The following is a 25,780-nucleotide window of genomic DNA, read 5'->3' as shown; positions in this document are numbered from 1 at the left end:
ATGTTTATGTTTCGAACCATTCAACACTGGGGGGTCGCATGGATTTCGAAGGTCTTTTAAGTTTGTTCGCTGTTGTCGTGGTTATCTGGGTTGTGCTCAAATTTAAAAAGAAGAATTTGCGGGGAGGAAATCGTCGTGATCGGTATGACGACGATTACTATGACAATGACCGGAATAGGGACTACTCCGGGGATAGTGACTCAGGTGGCGGCGATTCCGGTGATGATTGATTTTTGTATCTGGATTTAGAGGGGAGACTGGTGAGAGTTCTTTGTTATTTGATTGCGTTTGTTTTTTGTTGTGTGAACTTTGCTTCGGCATCTTCGCTTGAAGATGTTTGGGGTGAGGTTCATCCTTTGCTTTCTGATGCTGTCTCTGAGTTGGATCTGCGCTCTAGTGTGCCGGATTCTTCTTGGAACCCTCTGGAGGCGGATAAGGACAGTGTAGACAGTAAAATTAATGATTTGTTGGATGAATGTATTGAGGTTCTGGGTATCTCGGGTATGTCGGAATCCAAGGCTGCCATACGTAAGTTACAGGAGGATTCTCGGTATTGTAGAGAACGGGTGGCCGAGCTTAAGACCGAGCGTCTTGCTGCTCCTAAAAAAGTGAAGAAGTGGGAAGTATGGAAAAAGGATACGGATTCTATTGATGCTGAGATCAGGGAGCTTGAAATCCGTGAGGAAGAAAATGATAAACGTGTTGAAGGTTTGATTGATAAATTACTCAGCGAGATGCAGGCTATTGGTATGAAGGTTGACCGGGAGCAGGTGGAAACGCTTGTATACAGTGTCACCGGAGATGACGATGTGCGGCTTGTTTCCGTGTTTAATAATGTAAAATTGATTACTACGGAATTGCAGCGGCTGACAGCTGAAGCCAACGAGAATATTGAAATGGCCAAGCGTTATTATGGTATGCATACCTTGCTGCTGCGGATACTGCTCAATCTTTATGGAAGTTATGAGCATAAAATAGATGATGTCTATCTTATCCGTATTGCTGAGATAATCAAGAAGCAGGAAGAGTTGATCCAGAGGACTGTAGAGAAGATAAATAGTGAGCCTGCAAAGTATCGGGGAATATACAAGACAAATCTTGCAGCGCAAGGTCTAACCGTGAGAACGGCTAAGATGTATGCCGACTATTTGCGTAAGAATAAAAAGCGCATTGCGAATGCAAAGTCAGGTATTTCTCATGAGTACGAGGTTGCTTTGAATACCTATGAGACAGTACAGGGGGCGCACAGCCTGATTACCCTGATGCGGGATGCCAATGCCATGTTGGATCGTATTTCAGAACTGCAAACTCCTGATCTGGTGGTTTTCCAGAATATTGAAATGAAAACAGAATTCAGGAAAATCACTAATAGGATTAACTCATTGAAATAAGATAAACTGTATGTTTCTAAATGAACCGTGCGTAATAAAAATACGCACGGTTTTTTATTTCTGCTCGTTGTCTTATAGTTTTTATAGTGGTATGTATGATGGGGCTGTAATTAATTTGGGTGATGCGTCCTTCCGGACGTAGAAGGAGAAGGCAATGGAGCGGAAATGGTCGATAGCATTTATTATCAGTTGTTTGCTTGTCGGGACATGCCTTTTAACCACAGCGACGATCCTTTTTATCGTCAAGAGCGAATCTGATCAGGCTGCCATTGAATCCGCTGAGGAATATTTTGAGGAAATAACCGGTAAAACAGCTGCAAAGCTTGATGCTTTTATTGATCCTGTTGTTGCTCTTGCCAATGTGGCCGGGGTGACCCTTTGCCGCGATGGAGAAGGAAAGGGAGATTCTTTATACTGCAAAAGATTCAAGCCGTTGAAGATTATGCTCGACTCAAATAGTCAATTGATGTCTGCATATATCGGGTATGATGATGGTGCTTTTTATCAGGTTATTGCTCCTCGCGGGAGTCGAAAGATTCTTGCAAAGTATGAAGCTCCGGAAGGCTGTTCTTATATTGAACGACTTCTTTGCTTGAAAAAGGGAAAAGGGAAAGCCCAGCGTTGGCGTTATTTTGATTCGTCATTGCATTTGCTTGGGGAATGTTTTGACACATCTCCATATGATCCCCGTGGACGGGCATGGTACAGGCAGGCCCTTCTCTCCTGTGGAAGTGTTTTTACCTCTCCCTATGTTTTCAGCAGTTCCGGGGTGCCGGGGATAACCTGTGCTCGAACTCTTGAGGATGGCACGGGAGTTTTCGGATTGGATATCTCCCTTAAGCAGTTGGGCAGCATGCTTGCAAAACAACATGTCAGCAATAATGGGCTGCTTTGGATTGTAGATGATAATAATCGTATGGTCGCATACCCTGATCAGGAATGGGCATTGGCAGGCGATAATTTACAACTTCCCATGGCTAGTTCATATCCTGACCTCACTGTAAAATGTGTAGCTCGCCGTATCCCTATGCCCGACGGTGATAAGACCTGTTGTTCATTTTTCGAAGGGGCAGATGATCAGGATTATATGGCCAGCCTGACGCCGATATACGGGGATAGCGGTTTGCAGCTTGTTATAGCTGCTGCAGCTCCGGTGAGTGATGTAACCGGGCATATTTCCAGAATGTCTACCCGAATCCTTTACAGCTCTGCAATTCTCTTACTGATCCTGTCTTTTGCCTCTGCATATATTGGTCGCCGGGGGACGCGGGTCATGGAAGTGCTTTTGCGTGAGGCCAGGAAAGTTCAGAATTTTGATTTTTCCAAGTCACCGCCCCTTGATTCACGAATTAAAGAAATTGATACCCTTGGTAAGGCCGGCCTTCTTATGAAGGAAACCATTCGAGACAAGACCGCAAGTCTTATTGCTACTCAGGAAAAGCTGGAAAGACTTGTCACCTGTGGTTTGGCTCTTTCCTCTGAAAAGGATCTTGAAAAGCTAGTTTCATTAATATTTGACTCAGCGCGCGACCTTGTAGAGGCAGATGGCGGGGTAATGTATCTGATGGAAGGGAATAAGCTGGCAGTTGAGCTTCTTTCCCTTGATGCTTCCAGTATTGTTCTTGGAGGGCTTTCGGATAATCCTGCGCCCCGGGTCATGGTTATCCCCGAGATCATTGATTTTGTGAGTGAAGATTCAGTGCTGCGTTATGCCTGTGAGGCTTACAACAGGCGTAAGGTTCTTTCGGTAAAAGGAGTGGAGCTTTCGTTGTTTCCTACCGGGCTTGCGAAGGAACCGGAGCGTGGACACATTCATTCAATGATAACCGCTCCTATCATTACGCGAAGTGATGAAGTTCTTGGTGTTGTGCAACTGTTCAATCCTAAGGAAGGAAATATTTCTGAAGAGGGTCTGGACGATTTACTGGCGTCTCTTGTTGCGCAGGCTGCAGTGGGATTGGATAACCGCAATCTTGTTAATTCTCTTGAGGAATTGTTTAACGCATTTATCAAGGTTATTGCCGCCTCAATTGATGCCAAGTCTCCGTATACCGGCGGGCATTGTACCCGGGTTCCGGTTCTGGCGGAGATGTTGACTAAAGCGGTACACGAGACGGCTTCAGGACCGCTGAAGAATTTTAGAGTGGAGACTGATGAAGAGTGGCGGGAGTTATGGGTTGCCGGTTGGCTGCATGATTGTGGGAAGGTTACCACACCGGAATATGTAGTGGATAAGGCAACAAAGCTGGAAACAATCTATGATCGCATTCATGAAGTTCGTATGAGGTTTGAAGTTCTGCGGCGTGATGCGGAGATTGAATATTATCGTAAGCTTGCCAACGGTGGCGACAAGATTGGCCTGAAAGAAGGGCTGGATGCGGAAATTAAGCAGCTGGAAGATGATTTCGCCTTTCTTGCAGAGTGCAATATTGGTGGTGAATTTATGTCAGATGAGCGCAAGGAGCGTGTGGCCGAAATCGGTGAACGTAAGTGGTTGCGCTATTTTGATAAGAGGCTGGGAGTAGGGCATCTGGAGCTTGAGCGCATGAGGACTTCAGGGGCTGAACTTCCAGTATGGGAAAAGCTGCTCATGGATAATCCGGAGCACATCATCCCAAGAACTAAAGAGTATGATCATGTCAGGGATGTGTTGGGGAATCCTCTTGTAGTACCTGAGAATGAATACAATCGCGGTGAGCTGTATAACTTGATGATTTCGCGGGGAACCCTGACTGATGAAGAGCGCTTCAGGATAAACGAGCACATGCTTAGCGGGCTTGAGATGCTTTCGCAGATTCCTTTTCCGAAGCACCTTGAGCGGGTCACTGAAATTGCAACAGGGCACCATGAAACATTGATCGGAACCGGATATCCTTTGAAAAAGGATCGATCCAGCCTTTCTGTTGAAACGCGGATATTAGCGATTGCTGACATCTTTGAAGCCCTCACTGCATCGGACAGGCCCTACAAAAAAGCCAAGAAGCTTTCTGAGGCTTTGAAGATAATGACTTTTATGCGGGGTGATCAGCATATTGACGGCGATATTATGGATGTTTTTTTGCGGAAGAATGTTTTTATGGAATATGCAGAAAAATTTCTCGCCCCGGAACAATGTGATGTTGAAGACGTAACCCCTTATTTGAGGGAGGAAGAATAATTATTGGAGGTGTTATATGTCGATGTTGATGTGGAGTGATTCTTTGTCGGTCAGTATTGCCGAAATTGATGAGCAGCATAAGGGGTTGGTTGAAATGGTGAATCGTGTCCATGACCTGCTCGTCTCCGGGGAAAGTGCCCGGCCTCAGGTTTTAGAGGTAATTGAGGATATGCGTAGGTATTCGGTGGAACATTTCGGTACTGAAGAAAGATATATGGATCAATACGAATATCCTGAAGCTCCGGCCCATAAGCTCAAGCATCAGGAATTTATTGATAAGGTTACTGAAATTGAAAGTGGTTGCGCGGCTGGAACGTGCGTCCTTACCATGGATATTCTTAATTATTTAAGTGAATGGCTGGTTACGCATATAAACGATACTGACAAGAAAATGGGGGAATTTTTAAGGGCTAAGTTGGGATAAATTTTTGTCTAGTATAGATTAAGTTGATTTTTATTCTTAATTGTGTCTATGAATTCATAATGGAGTGGAGAGAGATAAGTTTAATTATATATAGCAGTTCATGACAGAAAACTTGATGAATAAGTTCAAGAGTGGAGTTACTACTGATAATCTAGTTATGCTGGCCCTTGGTCGGTGGCTGGATTGGATAGGTTCGTTGGCCTTTTTCAAGGTATTGCAGCGGAGTCAATTGCAGGTCTTTCCGCTAATCGTTGTCGGCGCTGTTTTTCTGTGTATCCTTAATTTTCCTTTTTTAAGCGAAACTGGAGTGTTATCCGGTACGCTCACGAAGCTTTTGCAGGATGTCGTAAACGGCACGTACGGTGTTGCGGCTCTCGTCTTGCTCTGCAGTATGAGCTACAACTTCGGGGTAATTCATAATAAGGAGTACTCCGGGGAATATGTCAGTCCAAACTTGTTTGTCGTAATATCGTTGTCGTGTTTCTTTGTATTGCACGGTGATATTAATTTTGCCTCTTTTGCAGAGATTGCTTCACTGGGCAAGGGTATTGCTCAGGCTTTTTTTGTTTCTTCCCTTTCTAGTTATCTTTTACACAAGCTTATTCAGCTACGTTTTAGAGTTGCTGTATCCGGGTCAGGGTATGATGTTTTTTCAAGGGAGATACTTTCCTTGATTCCAGCCTGTGTTGCGGTGATTCTTATTTTTGTTCTACTGAAAAAACTCATTTTGATGAGTGGATATAGTAATTTAAGTGAATTATATCGAAGTGCTGTCCTTGCCGTTGTGAGTTTTACCAGTTCAGATTTTCTTACTGGATTGATTTATACTTTCGCTTCACAGGTACTGTGGTTTTTTGGAGCGCATGGACCAAACTCCCTTTCTTTTTTTGATAGTACAATCTTTGCGGACAATATGGCTGCAAATATTTCTAATATCCAATCGGGGTTTGCTCCAGTCCATATCCTTACCAAGGGATTTTTAGATAATTATACAATGATTGGCGGTTCGGGACTGACCATGAGTCTGCTAATAGCTATTTTTTTGAAAGGGCGGGACTCTGGAACCAAAAGGATTTCGCAGCTTGCCCTTTTGGTTTGTCTATTCAATGTCAATGAACCACTGCTATTCGGCATTCCTTTGATCCTTAATCCGGTCTATGCAATTCCTTTTCTTCTGATTCCTTCAGTTGCTTACTGCATAGCTTATGCGGCCACATATTTAGGTGTAGTGCCTTATGTTGTTCATGCTGTGCACTGGACAACGCCCGTGTTTTTGAATGGATATATGTCTACTGGTGCATGGTCCGGGGTTTGGTTGCAGGTGTTTGTTTTGAGCTTAGGTGTCGGGTTGTATATGCCCTTTGTGCTTATCTCCGATAAGGTTATGAAAAAGCAGTACGACCGGGGAATGAATGAAATTATTGCTGCGGCAAGGGGAGAAGAAGTAGCAACCGGATTTAAGTGTGTTGGTTTGCCCGGGTTCGAAGGATTTGTGGCTAGATCACTGGCCTCCGATCTTCTACGGGCGTTGAGAACCGAAGAACAACTGTATATGGTTTTTCAGCCTCAAATAGATGACGATGCCGGTGAAATATTAGGAGTTGAGGCTTTGATTCGCTGGAATCATCCAGCTTATGGGCACATTTCGCCGGAAGTGGTTGTTGCCTTGGCCGAGGATATGAATTGTGTTGATGAATTGAGTTATTTTGTTCTTCGGGAATCGTGCAATCAACTTGCGGTCTGGCAGGAGAGATTTGGTTACCATCTTTTTGTTTCGGTTAATTTTCCACCATCTCTATTCAAAGATAAAGGTCTTGAGAGTGAGGTGCTTGGTTGCTTGAGGGCTGCCGGGGTTCCCCCTTACTGTCTTGAAATTGAAATCACTGAATCAGTTGCTATGTCGACCAGTGGTCGTGAGCTTCAGAATTTGAACAGGTTACGCGAGCTTGGTATCCGTATATCTATTGATGATTTTGGTATGGGGCATACCTCCTTGCGCTACCTGCGGGAGTTGCCCATTGATAAAGTTAAGATTGATCGATCACTAACATTCGGTTCTTTAAATGATGTAAACAGGCATATCGTTGTAAGTATCTTAGAACTGTGTCGCAACATTGAAATGAAGGTTGTTGTTGAAGGCGTGGAAAGTGCTGAGCAATTGAAAAGTTTGAAGAAACTAGGGGGAACCTGTTTTCAGGGATATTATTTCAGCAGGCCGATAACGGGCGAAGAGTGTTTAAGTTTTATGGAAGACTGGAACGAAAAACAAAGCTGTTTCAGTGAGAGAGAATTGCAGGTTGCCCGGGTAGCGCTTGCTGATTGATTTTGGGGATTTGTTTGTATTTTCAGGGCCGAAACAGAGTTGTTTCGGCCCATTTTTTTCAGATTTATACGCATTCCTGAAGAGTGCAGAATTTTTTGATGGTCCCGGATTCAACTGCAGCAGCGAACTGCTGAACGGTATATTTGATGGAATCACGGATCATACGTGTTTTTGCGAGCTTTTCTTTTTCACTTCCTTCAAGTGCGGCCGGATCTTCGAAGGGCAGGTTCATGCGGTGAACAATACCGGGAAAAATGGGGCAGTCTTTATCTGTGCTGCTGTCGCAAACGGTGATTACGTAGTTGAATATCTTACCGTCGCGGAACAGTTCAAAAACGGACTGTGTTTTTTTGCTGCTAAGGTCTATTCCCTCTTCTTTCATTACTTCCACTACGAGAGGGTTAATTTCTGTCGGCTCAAAACCGGCACTTTCGACTTCAAATTCAGCATTGCCGTATTTTTTGAGTAACTCTTCAGCCATCTGGCTTCTGGCGCTGTTATGAACACAGATGAAAAGAACTTTTTCCATCAGCAAGCTCCTTCTAGAGGGTAGGGGTGATTTCAATTGCACACCCGAGCAGGTGGGCTGTGCATATTTACTATAAGAAACTCCCTTTACTTGAGGAAATGTCATTGGTTGTTGCGGCTGTGTTACATTTGTGAAGAGTTTGCTGTGGAGTCCTTTATCCAGGGGTATCTTTTAAAATTTCATAACCGTCCGCCATCATGGTAGGGATGAATTGAATTATTTCATATTCAGCTACCCCTTCCCGTTTAAACGGATCTTCGTTGATAGCTTTTTCGAGTTCTTCAAGGTCAATATTTTTTGCAAGGATGACTCCCCCGGTGCGGGGGACTTTGCGTCCTGAAGCGAAGAAAATTCCTTCCGCATAATATTTTTCAAGGAACTTGATGTGTTCTTCCAGTAATGCGTCAATGTTTTCTAATGGTTTAATATAGCGCAAATTGAGTATGTACATATTTATTGCCCTCTCTAGCTTGGGGTGATAAATGATATTTTGTAGGTGCTGTAATACATTGCAATGTTTTGGATTGATAGCTTTTTTTACACATTGCAATGCGAGGTGGGGTAATTGCATAAATCTTGAGGAACAGAGTATGATTTTGTCTCATGAACGGGTCGGGGACTTTGTCATTCTGCGTGTCGGTGAAAGCCGGGTTGATGCAACAAATTCTTCTGAGTTGCAGAAACATGTGGCTTCCTTGGTAGACGAGGGCGACAGAAAATTTGTTCTTGATCTTTCTTCGGTGCTTTTCATGGATTCTTGCGGTCTTGCCGGATTGATTACCACCGCAAGTGAACTGCCTAAAGACGGACGTCTTTTGATTGCCGGCCTGCATCCTAGAGTGGAGCAGATATTCAGGCTTACCAAGCTTAATACCATTTTTGATATATACCCATCCGTTGATGACGCCCTGATGCCCTGATGCCCTGAAAAACTTAGGCATACGGGACTTGACTATGTCTTGCCGATTGTTAAATTACTCGGCGACTTCAAACAGCTATTTATTTTTTATATGGAGGATATACAATGCCGTCTTTTGATATTGTCAGCCAGATTGACGCACAGGAAGTTGATAACGCTGTAAACAACGTACTAAAAGAAATTGATACCCGTTACGATTTTCGTGGGGTGAATACTGAGATTGATCTGAACAAGAAGACAAACACAATCAGTCTCGTGACCGGTGATGAGATGAAAATCAAAGCTGTTAAGGACATGATGATTACTCATTTCACCAGACGTAAGGTTGACCCCAGGTCTCTTGATTTCGGTAAAGTTGAGCCTACTTCCAGTGCCCAGCTCAAGCAGGAAATCAAACTGAAGGAAGGAATCGATAAGGATACAGCTAAGAAGATAGTGAAAATGATCAAAGGCACCAAGATGAAAGTGCAGGCTGCAATCCAGGATGATCAGGTCCGTGTTACCGGCAAGAAGCTGGATGACCTGCAGGCCGTTATTTCTTTGGTCAGGGACTCCGATCTCGACATGCCTTTCCAGTTCGTAAACATGAAAAAATAATCAGAGAGCGCTTTCTCATCTCTCTGATAGTTGATAAAGCACCTGAAACCGCCCGGAGTAAAAACTCCGGGCGGTTTTTTTATTTGTATCCATTCTTCTTACAATGCTCCTCGTAACTGGTCACTGTTTCCATGATCTCACGGCAGGTCTGTTCTCCCTGTCTGCGGACAAGCTCCGGGGCAGCATTGATGGCGATTAGTCTGTCCAATTCTACTTTTTCCGGATAGTCATCAAGACATTCTTCTTCCACGGTCAGTTTGTCGGGAATAATTTCTTGTTGCTCCTGAATCCTGTAACCTACTGAACTGCAAAGATGATTCAGTGCGGCGATAACAAGTTCCTTTTCCCCTTCTTCTTCAAGCTTGCTGAAGAGCAGATGAAGCCTGTCCAACGGATTTCGCTGGTGGTCTTCATGCTGGGGGGATGAACAGTAGCGGTTGATCTGGCTCTGGCCTCTTGAGAAAATTTTCTGCATGCAGGTTGCGCCAAGGGCTTCGCGGGAACATTGCATCATTTCCCATGTTTTTGTAGCCATATTCGTTTTTTTCGGTTTCATTAGGAAAAGCCTTTATTTTAACTGGTTAGTGTTTGTATGGTATTTCGCGCGTTATGAAAAAATATGCGTGGGGTATTTGGATCTATTTTTCCCCTCGCTTTTGCCAACCAATGGATTCATTATAAAAAACGTGGATAAATATTGTTTGTATGTGGTATACATAAAACAGGGTGTTTTTCAATATGGACACATACAACCTGATTGAGTCAACAGGAGGGGGCATGAAAAGAGATAAGTATAACTTCTGGGAATGTTTCTATTTTTTAAAAGAGGTTTGACTCGTCAGGGTGTTTGTCATATTATTTCGGGATTATCTTGAAAATAAATTCATCTATGTATGAAACTGGGGCCGAAAAATTAAATTGTGTTGCATAAGTCGTGTAATATAATATAGTTACTAATTAGAGTTAGGTTAACTTTGGCTGATTCAACCATTTCCGGAGTCGGGATAAGGGTTGAGGATTTGTTTTATAGAAACTGTCCGGACATCGGGAATCGGGCAAAATGGTGTAACCATACATTATTTAAGGAGAGTGACATGAGGAAATCAATACTGCTTCTCATCGCCATAGTCTGCTTTTTTGTGGCGCCTTCCATGGCTTTGGCTACCGACCTGCCGAGGGTCATGATTGTCGGAGAAGATGCTGACCCAGATACTGTTCCCCGTAATTCAAGAGTTTTTAAACGGGTACTTAATGCTATTTCCAACGAGATGATCAATCTCGGTTTCGATGTTAAAGACGAAACCGCACTGACCCATATGACTCATGCACAGGGCCGCACCAGACGTAATGATGCTGAGCTCATCCAGATCGCCAAGGATGCCGGTATTGATGTCCTCTGCATTTTCAGCATCTACCCCAATGCCAAGTCTAACCAGAACAGTGTAAGGGTTACCGCCCGCATCGAAGGGCGTCTCCTTTCCGTTTGGGATGGTTCCAGAATGGGTAACTTTGAAGCTGAGCCCCAGCAGTACCAGCTCGTACCTAGACCTTACAGCCGTAACGATGTTCTTGAAGCAATCGGTAAGCTGTCTAAAATCATCGGTTCCGATGTTGGCGCAGTGCTTGCCGACCGCCTTGACCAGTATCATCCCGGTGGCGGAGGTGAGAGCTATTCTGACGGTGGTGGCTCCGGCGGCGGTGGCGGTTCCGGTATCAGTTCCGGCGGACGCCTCCTCGAATGGACTCTTATTTTTGACGGTTTCAGCGATGACGATATGCTCGACGTTGAAGACTACATCACCATTTTCACCGGTTATGACAGCCATCGCCCCAAGACCAATGCTCTGAACACTTCTTCCCACCACGAATTGTGGTACAAGACCTCCATTGATTCCGCGCATCTGAAGCGCAACATGGTTCGCATGCTCAGAAAGCTGAACATGAAGGGACGCGTCTACATTTCCGGTAACGAAGTGAAGATCGTAAAGCAGCATCGCGTAAAGCAGCGCAGAAAGCAGAGTAACAGTGATTGGTAGGTCGTCTGCCGTAAAAAAATGAGGTCTGTATGTCCTTAACTAAACTGTACTCTCAAATGGTTGCCATTTCGCTTGCAATATTGCTGGCTGCCTCCACAGCATTTGCTGTGGAGGCTATCGGCGAGGGAATTGATCGCCAGCAGGCGCTTAATTCCGCTTTACGTACTGCGGTTGAAATGCAGATCGGCACGGCTGTGGCTTCTGATTCCCTTGTGGAGTCCGGGGTGCTGGTTCGTGACGAGATTGCCAGCCATTCTAAAGGGTATATCTCTTCTTATAAGGTGTTGAAGGAAGGGGCTACTGCTGACGGTTACAGTATTACAATTGATGCCGCGGTTGACAGTAAGCTCATGTATTCCGATTACACCACTCTTGCCATCCTGCAGAAAATGTCCGGCCTGCCGAGGTTGCTTATCTTCGGTTCCGGAGCCGGGTTCAATTCTGTTCCCCCGCAGTCCATGAAAGAACTTGTGCACGCTGTTTCGCGTACTTTCGGGAACAAGTTCCAGTTCGAAGTGATCGACTGGCCCATGTCCCGTGCCAAATACAGTGAGATTGAAGGTTCAATGAACCTTAAAAAGGCTGCAAAGTTCAACAGACTGCTCAAGGCTGACTATGTAGTCACTGTTGAACTCGAGTTGCCAAGGGATGCTAATCCGGTCATGCACCTGACCTGCGTTAGGATCTCTGATGGACTCAAGATTGGTGAAGTGCGCCGGCCTATTGAAAAGTATGTGAGCCTTTCCGGCAAGCCTGCTGAAGTCTACAGCCGTGCCGTGGATGCAGCCAAGCCCGAGGCTTACTGGGCTTCTGTAAGGATTGCCCGGGAATTGCTTGAACGCATGGAATCCGAGCTGGATCGAGGTAAGGGCTTTCGTTACACGCTGACTTTTCTTGGCTTTCCCGAACTTTCCCATATCGGTACAGCCCTCGAGGATGTACCCGGGTTCGTGCGTAAGGAAGTTAAGCGTCAGAATGGTATGAATATGGAAGTGACCTACTGGTCCACCTTGCGTGCTGAAAACCTGCTCAAACGGGTTTCAACCGCATTGAAAAATGTGGGCGTAGAGAAGTTCCAGAGTAAGATGGACGGAAGGAATTTGAAATTCCGTTGGCAGAATCCTGAAGGATTCTAAATGACAATAAACGGGCGGGGGGTGAATGGTGAAATTTTTCCCCTCGCCTGCATAAAATGTTGATGTATCATGCAGGTAAATCATGATTGTCGGCGGAACGCATCCGCTGCAAGGAGGATAACCGGATGAAAAAATATTTAATATTTCTAACGGGCCTGCTTTTGATTCTCTCCCTTGCGGGATGCGGAAAAAAAGTAAAACCCATGTCTATTGAAGATAACCCGGCCCATCACTATCTGATGGGGATGGAACTCATAGATCAGGGTATGCCTGAGAAGGCGTTTGTCCGTTTTGAGCGGGCAGTGGCCCTTGATGATGAATATGCTCCTGCTATCGCAGGTAAGGCCCTTGTCTACGCTATGCGTGCCGATAGTGAAAGCGATGATGATTATCGCGCTGTTGATGCCGAAAGGGCTATCAAGCAGTTTGATAAGGCTGTGCGTGAGGCAAGGAGAGACAGATCACAGAAATTCAGTGTCTACGTGACCGGTATCCGGGTTTACAGCCACATCACCACTCGTGGCTGGTTGCAGAGGGCGGAAGATCTTTACGCCGATGCCAAGCTGATGCTTAAGTATGTGGTTGAAGAAGACCTTCCTTATTACCGTCAGACCGAGGCCGTACACTATTTTATGGGTGAGGCTTACTTCAAGGGTGGTGAATTTCGTAAAGCAGAAGACGTGCTCGGTGTTGTGCTTTCTGCTTCCCCGGGCAAGTGGCATGACAAATCCAATGCCCTTTACAACCGTGCTCAGAAAATTCTGAGAGCCATGAGCAACTATACTTTGACTGATGTTGCCAAGCAGATCGCGGTTAAAGAAGAAGTTGACCGGGCTGACGTTGCCGCACTGCTGGTGGATGAACTTCATCTGGACAGGCTTTTTGCCGGACGTATTCCTGTTCCCGGTAATGATAAAAAAGCCGAATTCACTCCCGCCGATGTTGTCGGCCATATGTTTGAGCCTGAAATCATGACTGTCCTTAAATGGCATGTCCGCGGGCTTGAGCCTACCTATGACGAGCAGACCCGTGCTTATCTCTTCCACCCTAAAAAGCCCATGACTCGTAAGGAATTGGCCTTTGTGCTGGAAGATGTGCTTATCAAGCTGACCGGCGATGAAGCCATGTCTACACAGCATATGGGGCAGAAAAAATCGCTCTATCCTGACGTGGAGCCCACCGATGCATGGTATAATGCCATTGTCACCGTGGTTAACCGCAACTTGATGGAAACTGATCTGTCCGGTGCTTTCCGTCCTGATGCCAATATGGATGGCGCGGACCTCATCCTTTCCTTGATGCGTCTGCGTAACATTATGAATATTTACTAACAGTGGAGGATAATGTGAAAAAATTATTGCTAGCCCTGACAGCGGTAGTGCTTTTTGCCGGCTCCGCTGTTGCCGGGGAAAAGATTGTCGAGGTTGTGAATGCGGATGAAGTATTCCAGAAGGGGTACATTCAGGTAATCGGTGAGTCCGAGGCTGGGCAGAGCCGTTACCGTGCTAAACGCGCTGCTGAAGTGGTTGCCCAGAGAAGGATGCTTGAAATCTTTCAGGGCTTGCGTTTGAGCGGTAAAACCACCGTCCGTGATGGAATGCTTACCAGCGAAAAAGTCAGGACCACTGTTGACGGCACCCTGCGCGGCGCTGTTCCCTGCGGTGAATCCTTTGACCGCACCGAAGGTTATGCCCGTGTTTGTCTGCGCTTGAATCTGCATGGTCATGATTCCGTATACAGTGCTTTTGATGAGATCATCCTCAAAGAGCCCAAGGAACTTAAGATCCGTGAGATTCCGGCCTTCAAGCCTGAAACTCTTCCCGAAATTGTTGCTCCTGTAGTGGAGAAAAAAGAAGAAGTAGTTGCAAAGGTGGAAGCACCTAGTGAAGTCGTTGAAAAGGTGGAAGTGCCTGAAAAGGTTGAGCCTCCGGTGCAGACCACTGAACCTGCTTCCGATAAAATTCAGCAAGCCGTGGCAACTCCGGTTGACGGTATAATTGTTGATGTACGCGACTTTGACTTCAAGCCTGCATTGGTTAACCGCATCCTGACCGAAAAGAATGAAGTTCTTTTTGATCCGTCCAAGGTCCTTAATCAGGTCCTGATTGAAAGGGGCTGCGGCGGTTACACTACTGATCTGCAAAAGGCTCGTGCTTTGCTCGAATCATGGGGCAGTAAGTCTCCCATGGTGCTTAAGGGCAAGACTGTGCAGAACGTGACTGATGCTGTGGTCAGCGTTGAAGATGCGTCTACCGTATTTGCCTATGACCAGAAGTATAACCTGCTGGCACAGGCAAGGGTAGTATTCGTACTTAAGTAAAGTAAAAAGGCGGTGTTGCGGTGTTGCATAAGAAGGGACTCATCATTGGTGGAATTATTGCGGCCATGCTTATGGTCGGTTCCATGGTGCTGATCAGGGTTCATTTTGTGGATGCCGCAGAGAAGCTGCTTTCTGATATGACCAACATGGGGGTGGTAGTGGAGGATATCGAACTTCATTACTCCCCCCTTCCTTCCCTGCGGGTAACCAACCTGCGGGTCCAGAGCGGTATGGATACAGTCCGTGTCCCGCAATTGGAAATTTTCCCCGATGTTCCCAGTCTGTTTACCGGAGAGGTCAAGCTGCGTCATGTGGTTCTGCAGGACCCGGACGTGAAGGCTCTTGCCCATCGAGAGGAGGGGGAGGCCGCTTCCGGTGCACTTGAACTTCCTGCTATCTTTCCTGATAAAATTGATGTTGTTTCCGGCAGGGTACAGCTTACCAACAGCTATGAGGCCGATCCGCTTACTGTTTCCGCCAGCGTGGAAAAGGAAAGCAGCGGATTTGCATTTAACGTGCGCAGTGCTTCCATTGCCGAGCTGGGATTCAAGTTCTCGGGCCGTCTGGACATGGTTTCCACATCACCGTTGAAGCTTAATCTTCAGGCCTCTGAGTGCTCTATTGATCCGGCCTCCTTTTTGGGTTTTTTGACTGGATTCGGGTACATGGCCAATTCAACCATCCCTGAACTGGCCGAGGCCGGGAAGTTTGAGACTACCGATCTTGACTTTAGCGTGGACAGCGCTGCCGGAACTATGAGTGTTAAAGCCGGGGGGCTGGTACTTGATTCTACCAGCGGCAAGGGTTTGTCCCTGCAAATGGGGCAGGGCGGAACCTTTCAGGTTGCTCTTGATGAAGCACTGGTTGATGCAGGAGAACTCTATGCAATGGCCCAGAAGAGTGAGCGGGGCCGTAACGCCACCCGTTCCCTGTGTGAGTCCGCCAAACTGAAATCCATCAAGCCGCAGGGAACCTTGATTTTCAAGGCAGTTTCTTTGCATACACCGCCCAGCAGTGTTGCCAACAAAGGGCTTTCCGGCAAAATGACGGTCAGTGCGAAGGATCTTGTGCTGGTGCTGGAATCATTGGATGGTAAGAAGCAGGAATTGAGCATTTCCGAGATTGATGCCGATGTTGAATTCAAGGACGGCAAGCCGGTTGTCTCCGTGCGCAGTTTTAATGTCGCCTCCGCAACCGGGGGGACTCTGAACGCGCAGGCCTCAGTGGCTTTTCCGGTCGATATGAAACAGGTCCGGTTCAAGGCCGAGGCTCTTGATTTTTCACTGTTTGATTACATCATCACCTGCGAGGCTGAAAAAAAAAATCCTTCGCGGACCGTGTTTGATACCCAGTTGAGCCATAAGGAAACACGAATTTCCGCTTCCGGGTATTTTAATACCCCCCGCAATCATCTGACAGGCTATGAAGCCCAGTTGAAATCATTAAGTATCCGCATTCCTGAAAAGAAAGAAAGTGTTACTTCTCCCGATGTTGCCGCTGCAAAAGAGAAATTTAATTTTGAAACGCTCCTTGGCCGGGATATCAGCGGCAAGGCATCTATCCGCCGTTTTTATTACAATGACTGGCCCTTTAGCGATGTAGCTGTTTTTGTCCATTCCGGTAATGATCGCGCTTTGCTCAAGGCCAGCGGTAAGCTTTTTCATCTCAATCTGAATGCCGATGTTGTGTTGGCGCAGGATCAACTTGCAGCGCAATGCAATGTGAAAGGGCGCGGGACCAGTTTGCCCAGCCTGATTGCCTGTTTTGCAAAGGATCTTTCTGTTTCCCTGCGTGGAAAAATTTATCTCAACGCCAATATGTTCATGCAGGGCAGTGATGTTGATGAGCTGGCCCAATCTGTGCGCGGGGAGGCCTCCGCAAAGATTGACGGGCTGCACATTTTCAACCTTGCCAATCTCGATCCCCGGTTGGGATTCTTTATTGATCTGCTGGACGCTGTTTCCTTCAACCCTGAAGGCGGGCAGGGGCTTAACTTCAGCACGGCCCGAATGCGTGCGGCTTTAAGCGGCAGGAAACTATTGATTAATTCCTTCAACCTTAGTGGGCGGCAATTGCAGGCTTGGGGCGGCGGGGCGTACTCCATTGCCGACAAGCATCTGCAGCTGGAGGGGAAGGTCCGTTCCGTGCTCGGTACGGTTAATTCCTTTAACGTAGATAGGAAGTTGAAGTCATAGCCATGAATAACAAGCATAGTTTTACAATTTTTCTGCTGCTGGCAGCATTGCTGCTTGGCGGTTGTTTTGCCAAGAAAACAACGCAGGCAGTGCAGTATACCGAGGAAGAGGCAATTCCGTATAAAATCGCGGTCCTGCCTGCGGAATACATCGAACATGCCGAGAATTCGACAGAACATAAGTCCGTATTGGTGCTTGATGATGACCGTTTGTTTGTTGCGGATATTGCCCGCGCGGCCATTACCAACCAGTTGGCGGGTAAAGGGTTCATGCCTTTGCAAAAGGATGTTGTGGATAACACCCTTGCCGAGTTGGGGCGCGATAACGGCTGGCGCAAGATGAGCGACGTGGAACTTTGCAAGCTGCTGGGTGCGGACGGTATCGTCAAGACCGATATTTACAGCGCGGATATGATCAAGGCTCTGGCTTTTGATCTCTTCCAACTGGATGCGGAGGTAATGATGTATAACGCTGCCGGGACTTTGGTCGGTAAGTGGCGGGACAGTGCATCCAAGCGCAGGATTTCAGTGCCCACTGGTGTGGTCGGTCTTGCCGGGACCATTGTGGAAGAAGTCTTTTCCGATCCTATCAGGCGGCAGATGCGAATGGTTGTCTATGATTGGGCATGGAATATGGCGCAGGTGCTGCCGGATTGCCCCAAGGGGCCGAAGCTTCCGGAGGTCATTGCTGTCGATACCAACGTGGACAACCTTCTTTTCGGTGTGGGCCAGAGGGTTGCGGTGCGTGTAGACGCCGAGCCGGGATTGAAGTGTTCCTTCTGTATTGGAGATTTTAAGGAAAATATACCTTTGCCCCAGACATCGCAGGGCGTTTATGAGGGGTTTTATGTGGTTGCCGAGGGAGATAAGGCGATAAACAAACCTTTAATGGTCAAGATGCGTAAAGCCAACGGGGTGGACAGGCTTTGGATCGAGTCCGGTTCGCTTATTTCCCTCGATGGTGAGCTGCCCCCGGTTTTAGAGAATGTACAGTCCCAGACAGGACGTGACGGCGTGCAACTGTATTGGCAGGTTCCTTCAGCTACCGATCTTGAGGAATTTGTGGTTGAAAAGGGCAGTGATCCTGTTGGTGAATTTGAAACTGTCGCCCGGACCCGGACTCCTGAATTTGTTGATACTGATGTCATGCAGGGGACAACTGCTTTTTATCGTGTACGTATCAAGGATAAGGCTGGAAACCTTTCGCCTTTGAACGGAATAACCAGTGTGGTCATGCCGCAGTTTGATGAGCGGGAGCTTTTCGGCGAATTGAGTGGGATTCTGGTTAAGGGCAATTATCGTATCGGCTTTCCGGTGACAGTTCCCGAAGGTGCGAAATTTACCCTCCAGTCCGGGACGAAGATCCGTTTTGAGGATAAGGGGCGTATTGATGTTTTAGGAGAACTTGAATCCATCGGTGAGATCAGTGCTCCCGTTCGGCTGGAATCAAATTCCACTGAGGGCGTGAAGATCTTGTCCGGTGGCAAGGCTTTGTTTTCCCAGTGTGAATTTAATGGTTTCAGCAAGGCTGTCACTTCTGCGGGCGGTTATACTGAAATTCGTTCCTCATCATTTAGCGGCGGCAAATACGCAGCAGCGGTGACGGAAACAGGTAACTATGATTTCAAGGGATTGCGTATATCCGGAGTGCGGCAGGGACTGGTGCTTAGTGCCGGAAATGGTTCCGTGGTCCGTTCAAGTATTACCAATTGTACTCAGGGAATTGATTTCATCGGTGGCAGTGTTGAAATCAAGGACAACAATATTTTCGACAATGAGCGCAATATTGTCGCAGTTGGAAAGCTGGTGGTCAGTGATAACTATTTCGGATCTGCTTCGATTGAGAAGTTGAAGCTGGATGGCGATATTCTGGTTAAATCCATCCTTGATGCCCCGTATCCGCATGGGCGCAGGGTTGTACTTATTGATGATAAGGAAATTACTCCGGAATTGCGTGAGAAGAAATTTGCCGAACTCAAGGAACTGGGAGTGAATGCCTTTCACAGCCAGCATTACGGAGACGCTTTTCAGGCCTTGAGTCAGGCGGTAAAGATGAAGGATGACCGTGATATCTACCTTTACCTTTCCTATACTTTATTGGCTCTGGGAGATGACGTGGCTCTTTCCGAAATATTGGACGAGGGTATTTCAAAGTTTCCGTATGACGTCCGTTTGCATCAACTCAACGTGCGCTACCTGCTGAATAAGGGTGATATTAAGCAGGCCAGACAGGTCTTAGATAAAGCCTTGCTGCTTAGTCCGGCAGACAGCAATCTGCTCTATATGAAAGATTACCTTGAGCATTTGTCGGTTCCGGCAGAGTCCGTTCCCACTAATAATGGCGAAGAAAAAGTGAGCGAAGATAAAACAAAGGATAAGAAAGATGAGAAATAAATTTAGTGTGATAAAGAATGTTTTTCTTCCGGTTTTGATTTTGCTGCTTTTGGTTCCGGCAAGTGCAGAGGCTCGCAAATATTCGCCAATTGAGCTGGAGGATCAGGCTCAGGCACAGTGGCACATCAATTACGCCAGTTATTTGATCGATATCGGCAAATATTTTGAGGCTCTTGAGCAATACGATACTGCTGTGGATTATTCTCCGGTGGCTAAGACCCGAGTCAATGCCATGTTCGGCAAGGCTATGGTTTTGTCCACATTTCTGGATGCCCCGGAAAAGGCTGCCGATGTTTACCGCATGGTGGGTCGCAACTATCCGGATTATGCAGATACTGCGCTCTACCGTCTGGGATTCCTTTATTATCAGATGAACAGGTATGACCGGGCTAAGTCTGTATTTCGTCAGTATCTGCGTTATTTTCCCAAGGGTAAATTCAAGTATCAGGTCGAGGCTGTAGTTTCGTCCATGCAGGCCAAGCAGGAGCAGAAGGTTGATCAGAAACCTGAACAAAAGCCTGACGAGAAGCCTGTTGAAAAAATACCTTCCAAGATCGGCAAGGAACCGACGCTTCGGGTCTGTCTTAGCCGTAAGGTAAAGTCCATGACCGTGACCACAGGGTCGGGTAAAGATAGAATTTGTACAGATGAATTGGGCTGCGGGCGTAAGTACAAGGTTGGCATGTCCGGCAAGCAGCTGACTCTTGACGGTAAGGTGGTTAGCGCTACAAGGATCAAGTTTAAGTCCAACGGCGCACTTAAAGTCAGCTACGGTTCCGAATCCAAGAAGGTGCGCGGGATCATTGATGTCAGTATCCGTAAGGGCAAGTTGCTGATTCTCAACATTATCGAGATAGAAGATTATCTGCGTTCTGTTGTTCCTGCGGAATCCTATGCTTCATGGCCTGCTGAGACTTTGAAGGCTCAGGCTGTTGCCGCAAGGACTTATGCCTACTACCAGAAGAAGCACCGCACTCATCTTTTTTATGATGTTTATGCCGATACCTACGATCAGATGTATGGCGGAGTGGATCGCGAAGATAAACGCACCGACAAGGCTGTGAAACAGACCAGTGGTCAGGTCATGCTTTACAAAGATAAGCCGATCCTTTCCCAGTATACGGCCAACAGTGGTGGGTTTACCGCTGATGCCAAGGCCATCTTCGGAGCAGGTAAGGCTTATCTTATCGCCCAGAAAGACTCGGCCAGTTTAAAGGGTAAGATGGCTTCCTGGACCAAGAAGTACAGTAGGAAAGACATTGAAGCCAAGTTGAAGAAAATCGGTATTTCCGTACCCGGCATCCGTTCCATTAAAGCTCTTGAAAAGGGGCCTTCCGGCAGGATTGTCAAAGTGCGCATCAAGTACAAATCAGGTTATCGGGACCTGCGGACACGGACCACTCTTGGAAGTTCACGTGTTTTGAAATTGCCTGATATTCTCCTACAGATTGACAAGAAGGGAGATTATTATACATTCAAAGGCCGTGGTTGGGGTCATGGTGTAGGATATTCGCAGTGGGGAGCTGCGGAATTGGGTAAAACCAAGAAGTACGATCACATTTTGAAATTCTACTACCCGGGCAGCAGTATTAAGCAGTTGTGGTAGCACTACGCTGATTAAACTTAATTTTTTAAATAAATATGAATTTATTTTAGGAATGTCTGGTAGATGAGTAAGGCCCTTAATGAATAGAACAGAAAGAATTATCTGGTTGATTTGTGTGGTCCTGACCCTGACCGTGATGGTCGGCATTATTGAGTGCCGGGCAGGCACACCTTCACAGGCCTCTCTTGATTCGGAGGTCTCCTGTGGCAGGATGGGACAGGAACTCATTGACCGTGGAGATTATGAACTCGCGGTTTCCAGCCTTGAACAGAGTTTAAAGAGACATCCCCGCTCGGACTGGCTGTACAGCCTGCTCGGGCGGGCTTATTTTAAGATGGGTGATTTGGAACTGGCTGAGGCCCAGTTCCGTAAGGCTTTGGATATCAACAAGAACAACCCTGCAGCCAAACGCATGGTTCTTGAAATGCGAAAGACTCAGGATTTGTTGCGTGACCGTGATTTTTATGAATGGATAAATATTGCCAAGGAAAGGGCAGCTGACCTTGTAACGTTGGTTATAGGTGTTTGGTTGGGTACTCTTCTTTCCGGGATTTCAAGCCGTTTTTATTCCCATTTTGTGCGTACAAATTTTCGCAAAGCTCTCGCCAAAAAAGATTTTGATTACGTCACAGATATTCTGGAAGATCTGCAGATAAAACGCGAGAAAGCACAGCTGCGCAAGCGCTTGCGTGAGCTTCTTGATGAATATGGGCTTGAAGATGCCAAGGAAATGATCATTGAATATGTTGATGACCGCGAGATCGAAGATAAACTGGTCCATTTTCTGGTCCAGATTCATAAGAAATCGCAGGTCAAAATCTAATACTCTTTTAACCCAGCCCCGAAATAAATCTCGCCGCTACCTGATCGGCATTTTCGCCGTCTTCTACAACTGGATGATGGGTACCGATATGGGCGATCAAGTGTCCTGTTGTTGCTAGCAGTTTCTGGATTTCAGGCTCTCTGCCTCCCTTGAATCTCGCCTCGATCATATCTCCCTGATGGTTTGTCTCAAAGCCTTGTGATTTCAAGGTTGTATTGATGAACCTGATTCGCGCAATGCGTTGCTTCGGGCTTCCACTGCCGCCTTTAAAGCGGAAATGGATGTGGTTGGCCTGTGCATCAGGGTCGCAGACAGCGTCCACTTCAGTGAGGTCTTTTTCCGATTTCAAAGTGATATTCATATAGGTTCTGGAAAGGATGGCATACCCTTCGATGCTGTTGTCTCCGTCCCAGCCTGCGCGGTCCGCACCAAGACCGAACCATAGCGCCCACATGGGGGCAGACTTGATGTCGTCTGGCGAAATATCCATTTTACCGGCTGCAGTGCTGAACAGGCCGTCAGCAAGATTCAGTACGGTCACAGAAATGGGTTGGCGTGCCTTTAAGTGTTTGGCACCATCAATACCCAGTCCTTTTTTACTGACCAGCGAGAACATCTCCTCAATGCCTTTTTCATTGGCAAAGCGTACCAGATCATACATGGAGCGGCTTTTCTCCGGCAGGAACATTTCCGTGTTGCGCGGTGATATGTTCAAGTTGGCGATATAGGAAAGGGCCTGTTTGATACGCACGGTCTCCTTTTCCCCTTGGAATGGGTAGGAACGCGCTGAGGTGATCATGACCCGGTTGCGCAGGTCGGTAATCCACTGGCATTTTTGTGGGACATCAAACAGTTCTTCAGCCTTTTTACCCAAGGCGGCAATTGTTTTTGCCGAGTGGGTGGATAGCGGTGATTTCTCCGGTCGGGAGATAATTCGTTGCTTTTCTCTTCGTGAAAGCAGGAAAGGTGTAGTTGAGTTGTGGCTGAAAATTGCTGAACAGCCGCTTTCCCTGTCTTTGGGCGGCAGATCGGATGATTCGTGCAGGGTTTCAATAACCCCTGAATCATGGATGTCCTTCATGGGCTGGATTATGACCGAGGCCGGACTTTCGCGGTCTGCATAGCCGGACTCAATGCGGGCCTTGATGGATTCCGCAGAAAATTTACAGGTGACCGCTTTCTTCCATGCCTCAACAATTTCCTGTACCGGGACCGGGGAGATGGTGCACCAGCTTTCAGGCAGGGCATAGAGGCTTCCTTCAGGAGTGGAAGATGCGGTCAGGCTCAGGTTGCCGCTTCCGCGGGAGGTTTCAAGTGCGGCGATTTCAATTTCGGTAGCGATTGCTTCGGGCATTACACCTTGCATGAATCGGTCAGTGATGGTTCGGGAAATGATGTTCAGGTCGGTTATTCCGGTGGTCACCGCTGATTCCAGAATCTCATCAATGGCAATTCGCAGGTTGTTTGCTTCGATGAAGTAGTTGTAGACATCGGAGCCGATGACCATACCATCCAGAACAGGCACACCGGCCTGTTTTAGCCGTGCGAGGTCTGCGGCGCAGGCTCCGGCTTTGAATTCATAGTCGATGGCGTCTTCAAGAGGAAAAGTAAACGGCTTTGAGATTTCAGGATCGGGTACGGTCACAGCCATGCGCACGTAGAAATTGATCTTGTTGTAGTAATCCATGATATCCATGAAGCGCACAGGATTCATGTCCTGCAAATGCTCGAGCATGGTCCGGATATTGATTCCCAGATCTGCGGCCTGTTTTTCTACATAGGCCCAATCAGTGACGGTCAGGCCGAAGCCGATATCTTCAATGTGCGAGATGGCTTTGAGGCACTCTTCCTCAAGCTCCATGAGTTTCTTAAAAGAGTTGTACCTGCGCCTGAGCAACCGTCCGGGGGGGAAAGTCTCGTAAGTCCAATGGCTGAAAACGTGTCGAAATCTCATAATAGTGAATCATATCACAAGAGGTTATGTTAATAAAACCCTAAGTTACTCTTCAGAGAGTTCATCAAGGGGTACGGTTACTTCAAACAAGGTGCCGGGACCGGCGTTTTCTGGCAGGTCCAGTTTGCGGCGTAAACTTCGCGGAAGCGGGCTGATTGCTTTAATACTTCCGCCATGGTCTTTGATGATTCCGAAAGAGACGGAAAGACCAAGACCCGTTCCTTTGCCCACAGGTTTTGTGGAGTAGAAAGGATCGAAAATGGCATTGATATTCTTCGGCTCTACACCATGGCCGCTGTCCGCGAAGACAGCAGTGATGGTCATTGACTCAGTATCAAGCTTGGTTGAGATGTGAATGTGTCCTTTCTCATCAATTGCTTCCAGCGCGTTGGAGAGCAGGTTCAGCCAGACCTGTTTCAGTTTTTCCGGGTCACCATGAATGATGGGGTACCGGTCATCAAGCTCTGTGGAAATTTCAACTTGTTCCAGCTTGAAGGTATGGCTGACCAGCTGTACCACTTCTAGAATGGAGTTGTTAAAGCACATGGTGATTTTTTCACTTTCATTTTGGCGTGAGAATCCGAGCAGGTCGGCAACAATTTTGCGACAGACCCGGGCCTGTTTCTCTATGATTTCCAGATCCTTGGAAACCTGATCCTCTGGTTTGAAATCATCCTGCAGGAGCTGGGCATAGCCGAGGATAATTCCCAACGGGGTGTTGATCTCATGGGCCACACCTCCGGCCAGTTTACCAATGGACTCCATTTTCTGGGATTGGATTAACTGGGCCTGATAATTTTTTAGCTCGGTTATTTCGCGAGATGTGGAAAGTACGCCGATAATGTTGTTGCTCTGACCGTAAACCGGAACACGGATAGTGTGGAACCAGCGGGCAGGAGAGTCGTCTGTTTCCGGTTCGCGTGTTTCTTTGTTCACAATACGTCCGGTTTTGAGAACCATACGTGCTTCTTCCATGCGTGCGCTTGCTATTTCATTTGGATAGAATTCATCGTCGGTCAGCCCAATTATGTTGTCTTCTGTGTGGCCCAGGTGCTCGGCATAGCTTTTATTTATCGCGAGATAGGTCAGCTGCGGTCCCAGCAGGGAAACAAAATCCGGGGAAACATTGATGATGGTTTTGAGCAGTTCTTTCTGTCGGGTCAGGTCTGACTCAGTGATTTGCAGGTCTTCAATGTGACAGGCAAGGCTCATGGCCATGGCATCAAAAGTGTCGGTCAATTCCTGAATTTCATCCCCTTTGGGGGCGTGCGTAATGGCCCGTTTGAATCTGTCAGTGAACGTTATGTCTTTGTTCTCTTCTTTGCGCAGGCTGGGGCCAAGGTGGGTGGTAACGATGTCTTCAGCGTGCTTTTGTAATGAGCCGAGTCGGAAGGTTAGTTGCCGTGCGAATTGGGTGGAAATCAGCACGGCGAGTAGGAGAACCGCTCCGGTAAGGGCAAAAATCGCGAAAATGAGGTTCTGGACCACGGCATGGATACCGCTTCGGGAAAGGCCGATGCGTACTGTGCCCAGCTTTTTGTCACTGAGAAGAATGGGAGCGGCAAAGTCGAAAATACGTTTTTTGCCGGTATCAATGGTAACTATGTTGATTTTGTTGTTTTCGCTTGTGTTTGCGTCCTTAAGCTGAACAGGAAAGCCTTCGCTGAAAGTGTTGGCAAGCACCCGGTTCTGGTCGTCCATGATAAAAGCATAGACGATTTCATCGTCGGCTTTTTTCAATTCGTTGACCATGGAACCAAGATTGAGCAGGTCAACAGAAAGTAAAGGGTTTTCCGCGCGTAGGGCCAGATTCCCGGCCAGCACTTCACCACGCTTGCGGGACTGTTCAATAAGCGCGTCCGAAGACATGCGGATGACGAAAATTGCAATGATCAGCGAGGTAAAAGCAACAATTAAAGTCAGTCCGAGATTGATTTTTGTCCGGAATTTAAGCCGGGAGAAAATTTCTGTCATTTT

Annotated in this window: 20 protein-coding genes; 15 read left to right on the top strand and 5 right to left on the bottom strand. The window is 47.0% G+C overall.

What is annotated here, in order from left to right:
* The first annotated feature begins 38 nt into the window (after positions 1-38).
* From ACO05Z_RS12230 to ACO05Z_RS12210, 5 genes are all read left to right on the top strand, one after another.
* Positions 39-230, top strand: a complete 192-nt coding sequence (locus tag ACO05Z_RS12230) for a hypothetical protein (protein ID WP_421902460.1) — start codon at positions 39-41, stop codon at positions 228-230.
* Between the two features lie 30 nt (positions 231-260).
* Positions 261-1,391: a hypothetical protein gene (locus tag ACO05Z_RS12225; RefSeq protein ID WP_421902459.1), complete on the top strand. Its 1,131-nt coding sequence runs from the start codon at positions 261-263 to the stop codon at positions 1,389-1,391.
* Between the two features lie 154 nt (positions 1,392-1,545).
* Positions 1,546-4,548 (top strand): HD domain-containing phosphohydrolase, encoded by a 3,003-nt coding sequence (locus ACO05Z_RS12220; RefSeq protein WP_421902458.1) that lies wholly within the window; start codon positions 1,546-1,548, stop codon positions 4,546-4,548.
* A 16-nt stretch (positions 4,549-4,564) separates the two neighbouring features.
* Positions 4,565-4,972 (top strand): bacteriohemerythrin, encoded by a 408-nt coding sequence (locus tag ACO05Z_RS12215; RefSeq protein ID WP_421902457.1) that lies wholly within the window; start codon positions 4,565-4,567, stop codon positions 4,970-4,972.
* A gap of 115 nt (positions 4,973-5,087) precedes the next feature.
* On the top strand, positions 5,088-7,295 hold the full coding sequence (locus ACO05Z_RS12210) for an EAL domain-containing protein (RefSeq protein ID WP_421902456.1): 2,208 nt from the start codon (positions 5,088-5,090) through the stop codon (positions 7,293-7,295).
* Between the two features lie 64 nt (positions 7,296-7,359).
* Here ACO05Z_RS12210 and ACO05Z_RS12205 read toward each other — a convergent pair whose 3' ends face one another.
* Positions 7,360-7,824 (bottom strand): arsenate reductase ArsC, encoded by a 465-nt coding sequence (locus tag ACO05Z_RS12205; RefSeq protein WP_421902455.1) that lies wholly within the window; start codon positions 7,822-7,824, stop codon positions 7,360-7,362.
* A 154-nt stretch (positions 7,825-7,978) separates the two neighbouring features.
* Positions 7,979-8,275 (bottom strand): YciI family protein, encoded by a 297-nt coding sequence (locus ACO05Z_RS12200; protein ID WP_421902454.1) that lies wholly within the window; start codon positions 8,273-8,275, stop codon positions 7,979-7,981.
* 139 nt (positions 8,276-8,414) lie between these two features.
* On the opposite strand from ACO05Z_RS12200, the gene ACO05Z_RS12195 reads away from it, so the two are divergent.
* Positions 8,415-8,744 (top strand): STAS domain-containing protein, encoded by a 330-nt coding sequence (locus tag ACO05Z_RS12195; RefSeq protein WP_421902453.1) that lies wholly within the window; start codon positions 8,415-8,417, stop codon positions 8,742-8,744.
* Positions 8,745-8,848: 104 nt separating this feature from the next.
* Positions 8,849-9,340 (top strand): YajQ family cyclic di-GMP-binding protein, encoded by a 492-nt coding sequence (locus tag ACO05Z_RS12190; protein WP_421902452.1) that lies wholly within the window; start codon positions 8,849-8,851, stop codon positions 9,338-9,340.
* Positions 9,341-9,419: 79 nt separating this feature from the next.
* On the opposite strand, the gene ACO05Z_RS12185 is transcribed toward ACO05Z_RS12190, so the two are convergent.
* A complete protein-coding gene (locus tag ACO05Z_RS12185; protein ID WP_421902451.1) occupies positions 9,420-9,896 on the bottom strand; it encodes a hypothetical protein in 477 nt (158 codons plus the stop codon).
* Positions 9,897-10,434: 538 nt separating this feature from the next.
* Here ACO05Z_RS12185 and ACO05Z_RS12180 point away from each other — a divergent pair.
* From ACO05Z_RS12180 to ACO05Z_RS12145, 8 genes are all read left to right on the top strand, one after another.
* Positions 10,435-11,376 carry a hypothetical protein gene (locus ACO05Z_RS12180; protein ID WP_421902450.1) on the top strand — a complete coding sequence of 314 codons (942 nt, stop codon included), beginning with the start codon at positions 10,435-10,437 and terminating at the stop codon, positions 11,374-11,376.
* Between the two features lie 29 nt (positions 11,377-11,405).
* Positions 11,406-12,512, top strand: coding sequence for a hypothetical protein (locus tag ACO05Z_RS12175; protein ID WP_421902449.1), 1,107 nt, complete (start codon positions 11,406-11,408; stop codon positions 12,510-12,512).
* 125 nt (positions 12,513-12,637) lie between these two features.
* On the top strand, positions 12,638-13,843 hold the full coding sequence (locus ACO05Z_RS12170) for an S-layer homology domain-containing protein (RefSeq protein WP_421902448.1): 1,206 nt from the start codon (positions 12,638-12,640) through the stop codon (positions 13,841-13,843).
* A gap of 14 nt (positions 13,844-13,857) precedes the next feature.
* Positions 13,858-14,832, top strand: a complete 975-nt coding sequence (locus ACO05Z_RS12165; RefSeq protein WP_421902447.1) for a hypothetical protein — start codon at positions 13,858-13,860, stop codon at positions 14,830-14,832.
* Positions 14,833-14,852: 20 nt separating this feature from the next.
* Entirely contained in the window at positions 14,853-17,027 is a 2,175-nt protein-coding gene (locus tag ACO05Z_RS12160) for a hypothetical protein (protein WP_421902446.1), read from the top strand.
* 2 nt (positions 17,028-17,029) lie between these two features.
* On the top strand, positions 17,030-19,420 hold the full coding sequence (locus ACO05Z_RS12155) for a right-handed parallel beta-helix repeat-containing protein (RefSeq protein WP_421902445.1): 2,391 nt from the start codon (positions 17,030-17,032) through the stop codon (positions 19,418-19,420).
* Positions 19,410-21,026 carry a SpoIID/LytB domain-containing protein gene (locus tag ACO05Z_RS12150; protein ID WP_421902444.1) on the top strand — a complete coding sequence of 539 codons (1,617 nt, stop codon included), beginning with the start codon at positions 19,410-19,412 and terminating at the stop codon, positions 21,024-21,026. The genes ACO05Z_RS12155 and ACO05Z_RS12150 overlap by 11 nt, the downstream gene beginning before the upstream one ends.
* 79 nt (positions 21,027-21,105) lie before the next feature.
* On the top strand, positions 21,106-21,849 hold the full coding sequence (locus ACO05Z_RS12145) for a tetratricopeptide repeat protein (RefSeq protein WP_421902443.1): 744 nt from the start codon (positions 21,106-21,108) through the stop codon (positions 21,847-21,849).
* Positions 21,850-21,856: 7 nt separating this feature from the next.
* On the opposite strand, the gene ACO05Z_RS12140 is transcribed toward ACO05Z_RS12145, so the two are convergent.
* Positions 21,857-23,803, bottom strand: coding sequence for a PEP/pyruvate-binding domain-containing protein (locus ACO05Z_RS12140; protein ID WP_421902442.1), 1,947 nt, complete (start codon positions 23,801-23,803; stop codon positions 21,857-21,859).
* 45 nt (positions 23,804-23,848) lie between these two features.
* A complete protein-coding gene (locus ACO05Z_RS12135) occupies positions 23,849-25,777 on the bottom strand; it encodes an ATP-binding protein (protein WP_421902441.1) in 1,929 nt (642 codons plus the stop codon).
* Positions 25,778-25,780 lie beyond the last annotated feature (3 nt).

The sequence above is a fragment of the Maridesulfovibrio sp. genome, from assembly GCF_965230075.1.
Taxonomy (GTDB): domain Bacteria; phylum Desulfobacterota; class Desulfovibrionia; order Desulfovibrionales; family Desulfovibrionaceae; genus Maridesulfovibrio.
Note: the sequence above shows the minus strand (reverse complement) of the source record. Positions and strands in the feature narration are given on the sequence as shown.

Bases quoted from the DNA above. Each gene is read 5' to 3' on its own strand.
- ACO05Z_RS12195 (WP_421902453.1), top strand. From the start codon at position 8,415: ATGATTTTGTCTCATGAACGGGTCGGGGACTTTGTCATTCTGCGTGTC.
- ACO05Z_RS12170 (WP_421902448.1), top strand. From the start codon at position 12,638: ATGAAAAAATATTTAATATTTCTAACGGGCCTGCTTTTGATTCTCTCC.
- ACO05Z_RS12180 (WP_421902450.1), top strand. From the start codon at position 10,435: ATGAGGAAATCAATACTGCTTCTCATCGCCATAGTCTGCTTTTTTGTG.
- ACO05Z_RS12190 (WP_421902452.1), top strand. From the start codon at position 8,849: ATGCCGTCTTTTGATATTGTCAGCCAGATTGACGCACAGGAAGTTGAT.
- ACO05Z_RS12220 (WP_421902458.1), top strand. From the start codon at position 1,546: ATGGAGCGGAAATGGTCGATAGCATTTATTATCAGTTGTTTGCTTGTC.
- ACO05Z_RS12145 (WP_421902443.1), top strand. From the start codon at position 21,106: ATGAATAGAACAGAAAGAATTATCTGGTTGATTTGTGTGGTCCTGACC.
- ACO05Z_RS12230 (WP_421902460.1), top strand. From the start codon at position 39: ATGGATTTCGAAGGTCTTTTAAGTTTGTTCGCTGTTGTCGTGGTTATC.
- ACO05Z_RS12135 (WP_421902441.1), bottom strand. From the start codon at position 25,777: ATGACAGAAATTTTCTCCCGGCTTAAATTCCGGACAAAAATCAATCTC.
- ACO05Z_RS12175 (WP_421902449.1), top strand. From the start codon at position 11,406: ATGTCCTTAACTAAACTGTACTCTCAAATGGTTGCCATTTCGCTTGCA.
- ACO05Z_RS12155 (WP_421902445.1), top strand. From the start codon at position 17,030: ATGAATAACAAGCATAGTTTTACAATTTTTCTGCTGCTGGCAGCATTG.
- ACO05Z_RS12210 (WP_421902456.1), top strand. From the start codon at position 5,088: ATGAATAAGTTCAAGAGTGGAGTTACTACTGATAATCTAGTTATGCTG.
- ACO05Z_RS12150 (WP_421902444.1), top strand. From the start codon at position 19,410: ATGAGAAATAAATTTAGTGTGATAAAGAATGTTTTTCTTCCGGTTTTG.
- ACO05Z_RS12185 (WP_421902451.1), bottom strand. From the start codon at position 9,896: ATGAAACCGAAAAAAACGAATATGGCTACAAAAACATGGGAAATGATG.
- ACO05Z_RS12200 (WP_421902454.1), bottom strand. From the start codon at position 8,275: ATGTACATACTCAATTTGCGCTATATTAAACCATTAGAAAACATTGAC.
- ACO05Z_RS12140 (WP_421902442.1), bottom strand. From the start codon at position 23,803: ATGAGATTTCGACACGTTTTCAGCCATTGGACTTACGAGACTTTCCCC.
- ACO05Z_RS12215 (WP_421902457.1), top strand. From the start codon at position 4,565: ATGTCGATGTTGATGTGGAGTGATTCTTTGTCGGTCAGTATTGCCGAA.
- ACO05Z_RS12205 (WP_421902455.1), bottom strand. From the start codon at position 7,824: ATGGAAAAAGTTCTTTTCATCTGTGTTCATAACAGCGCCAGAAGCCAG.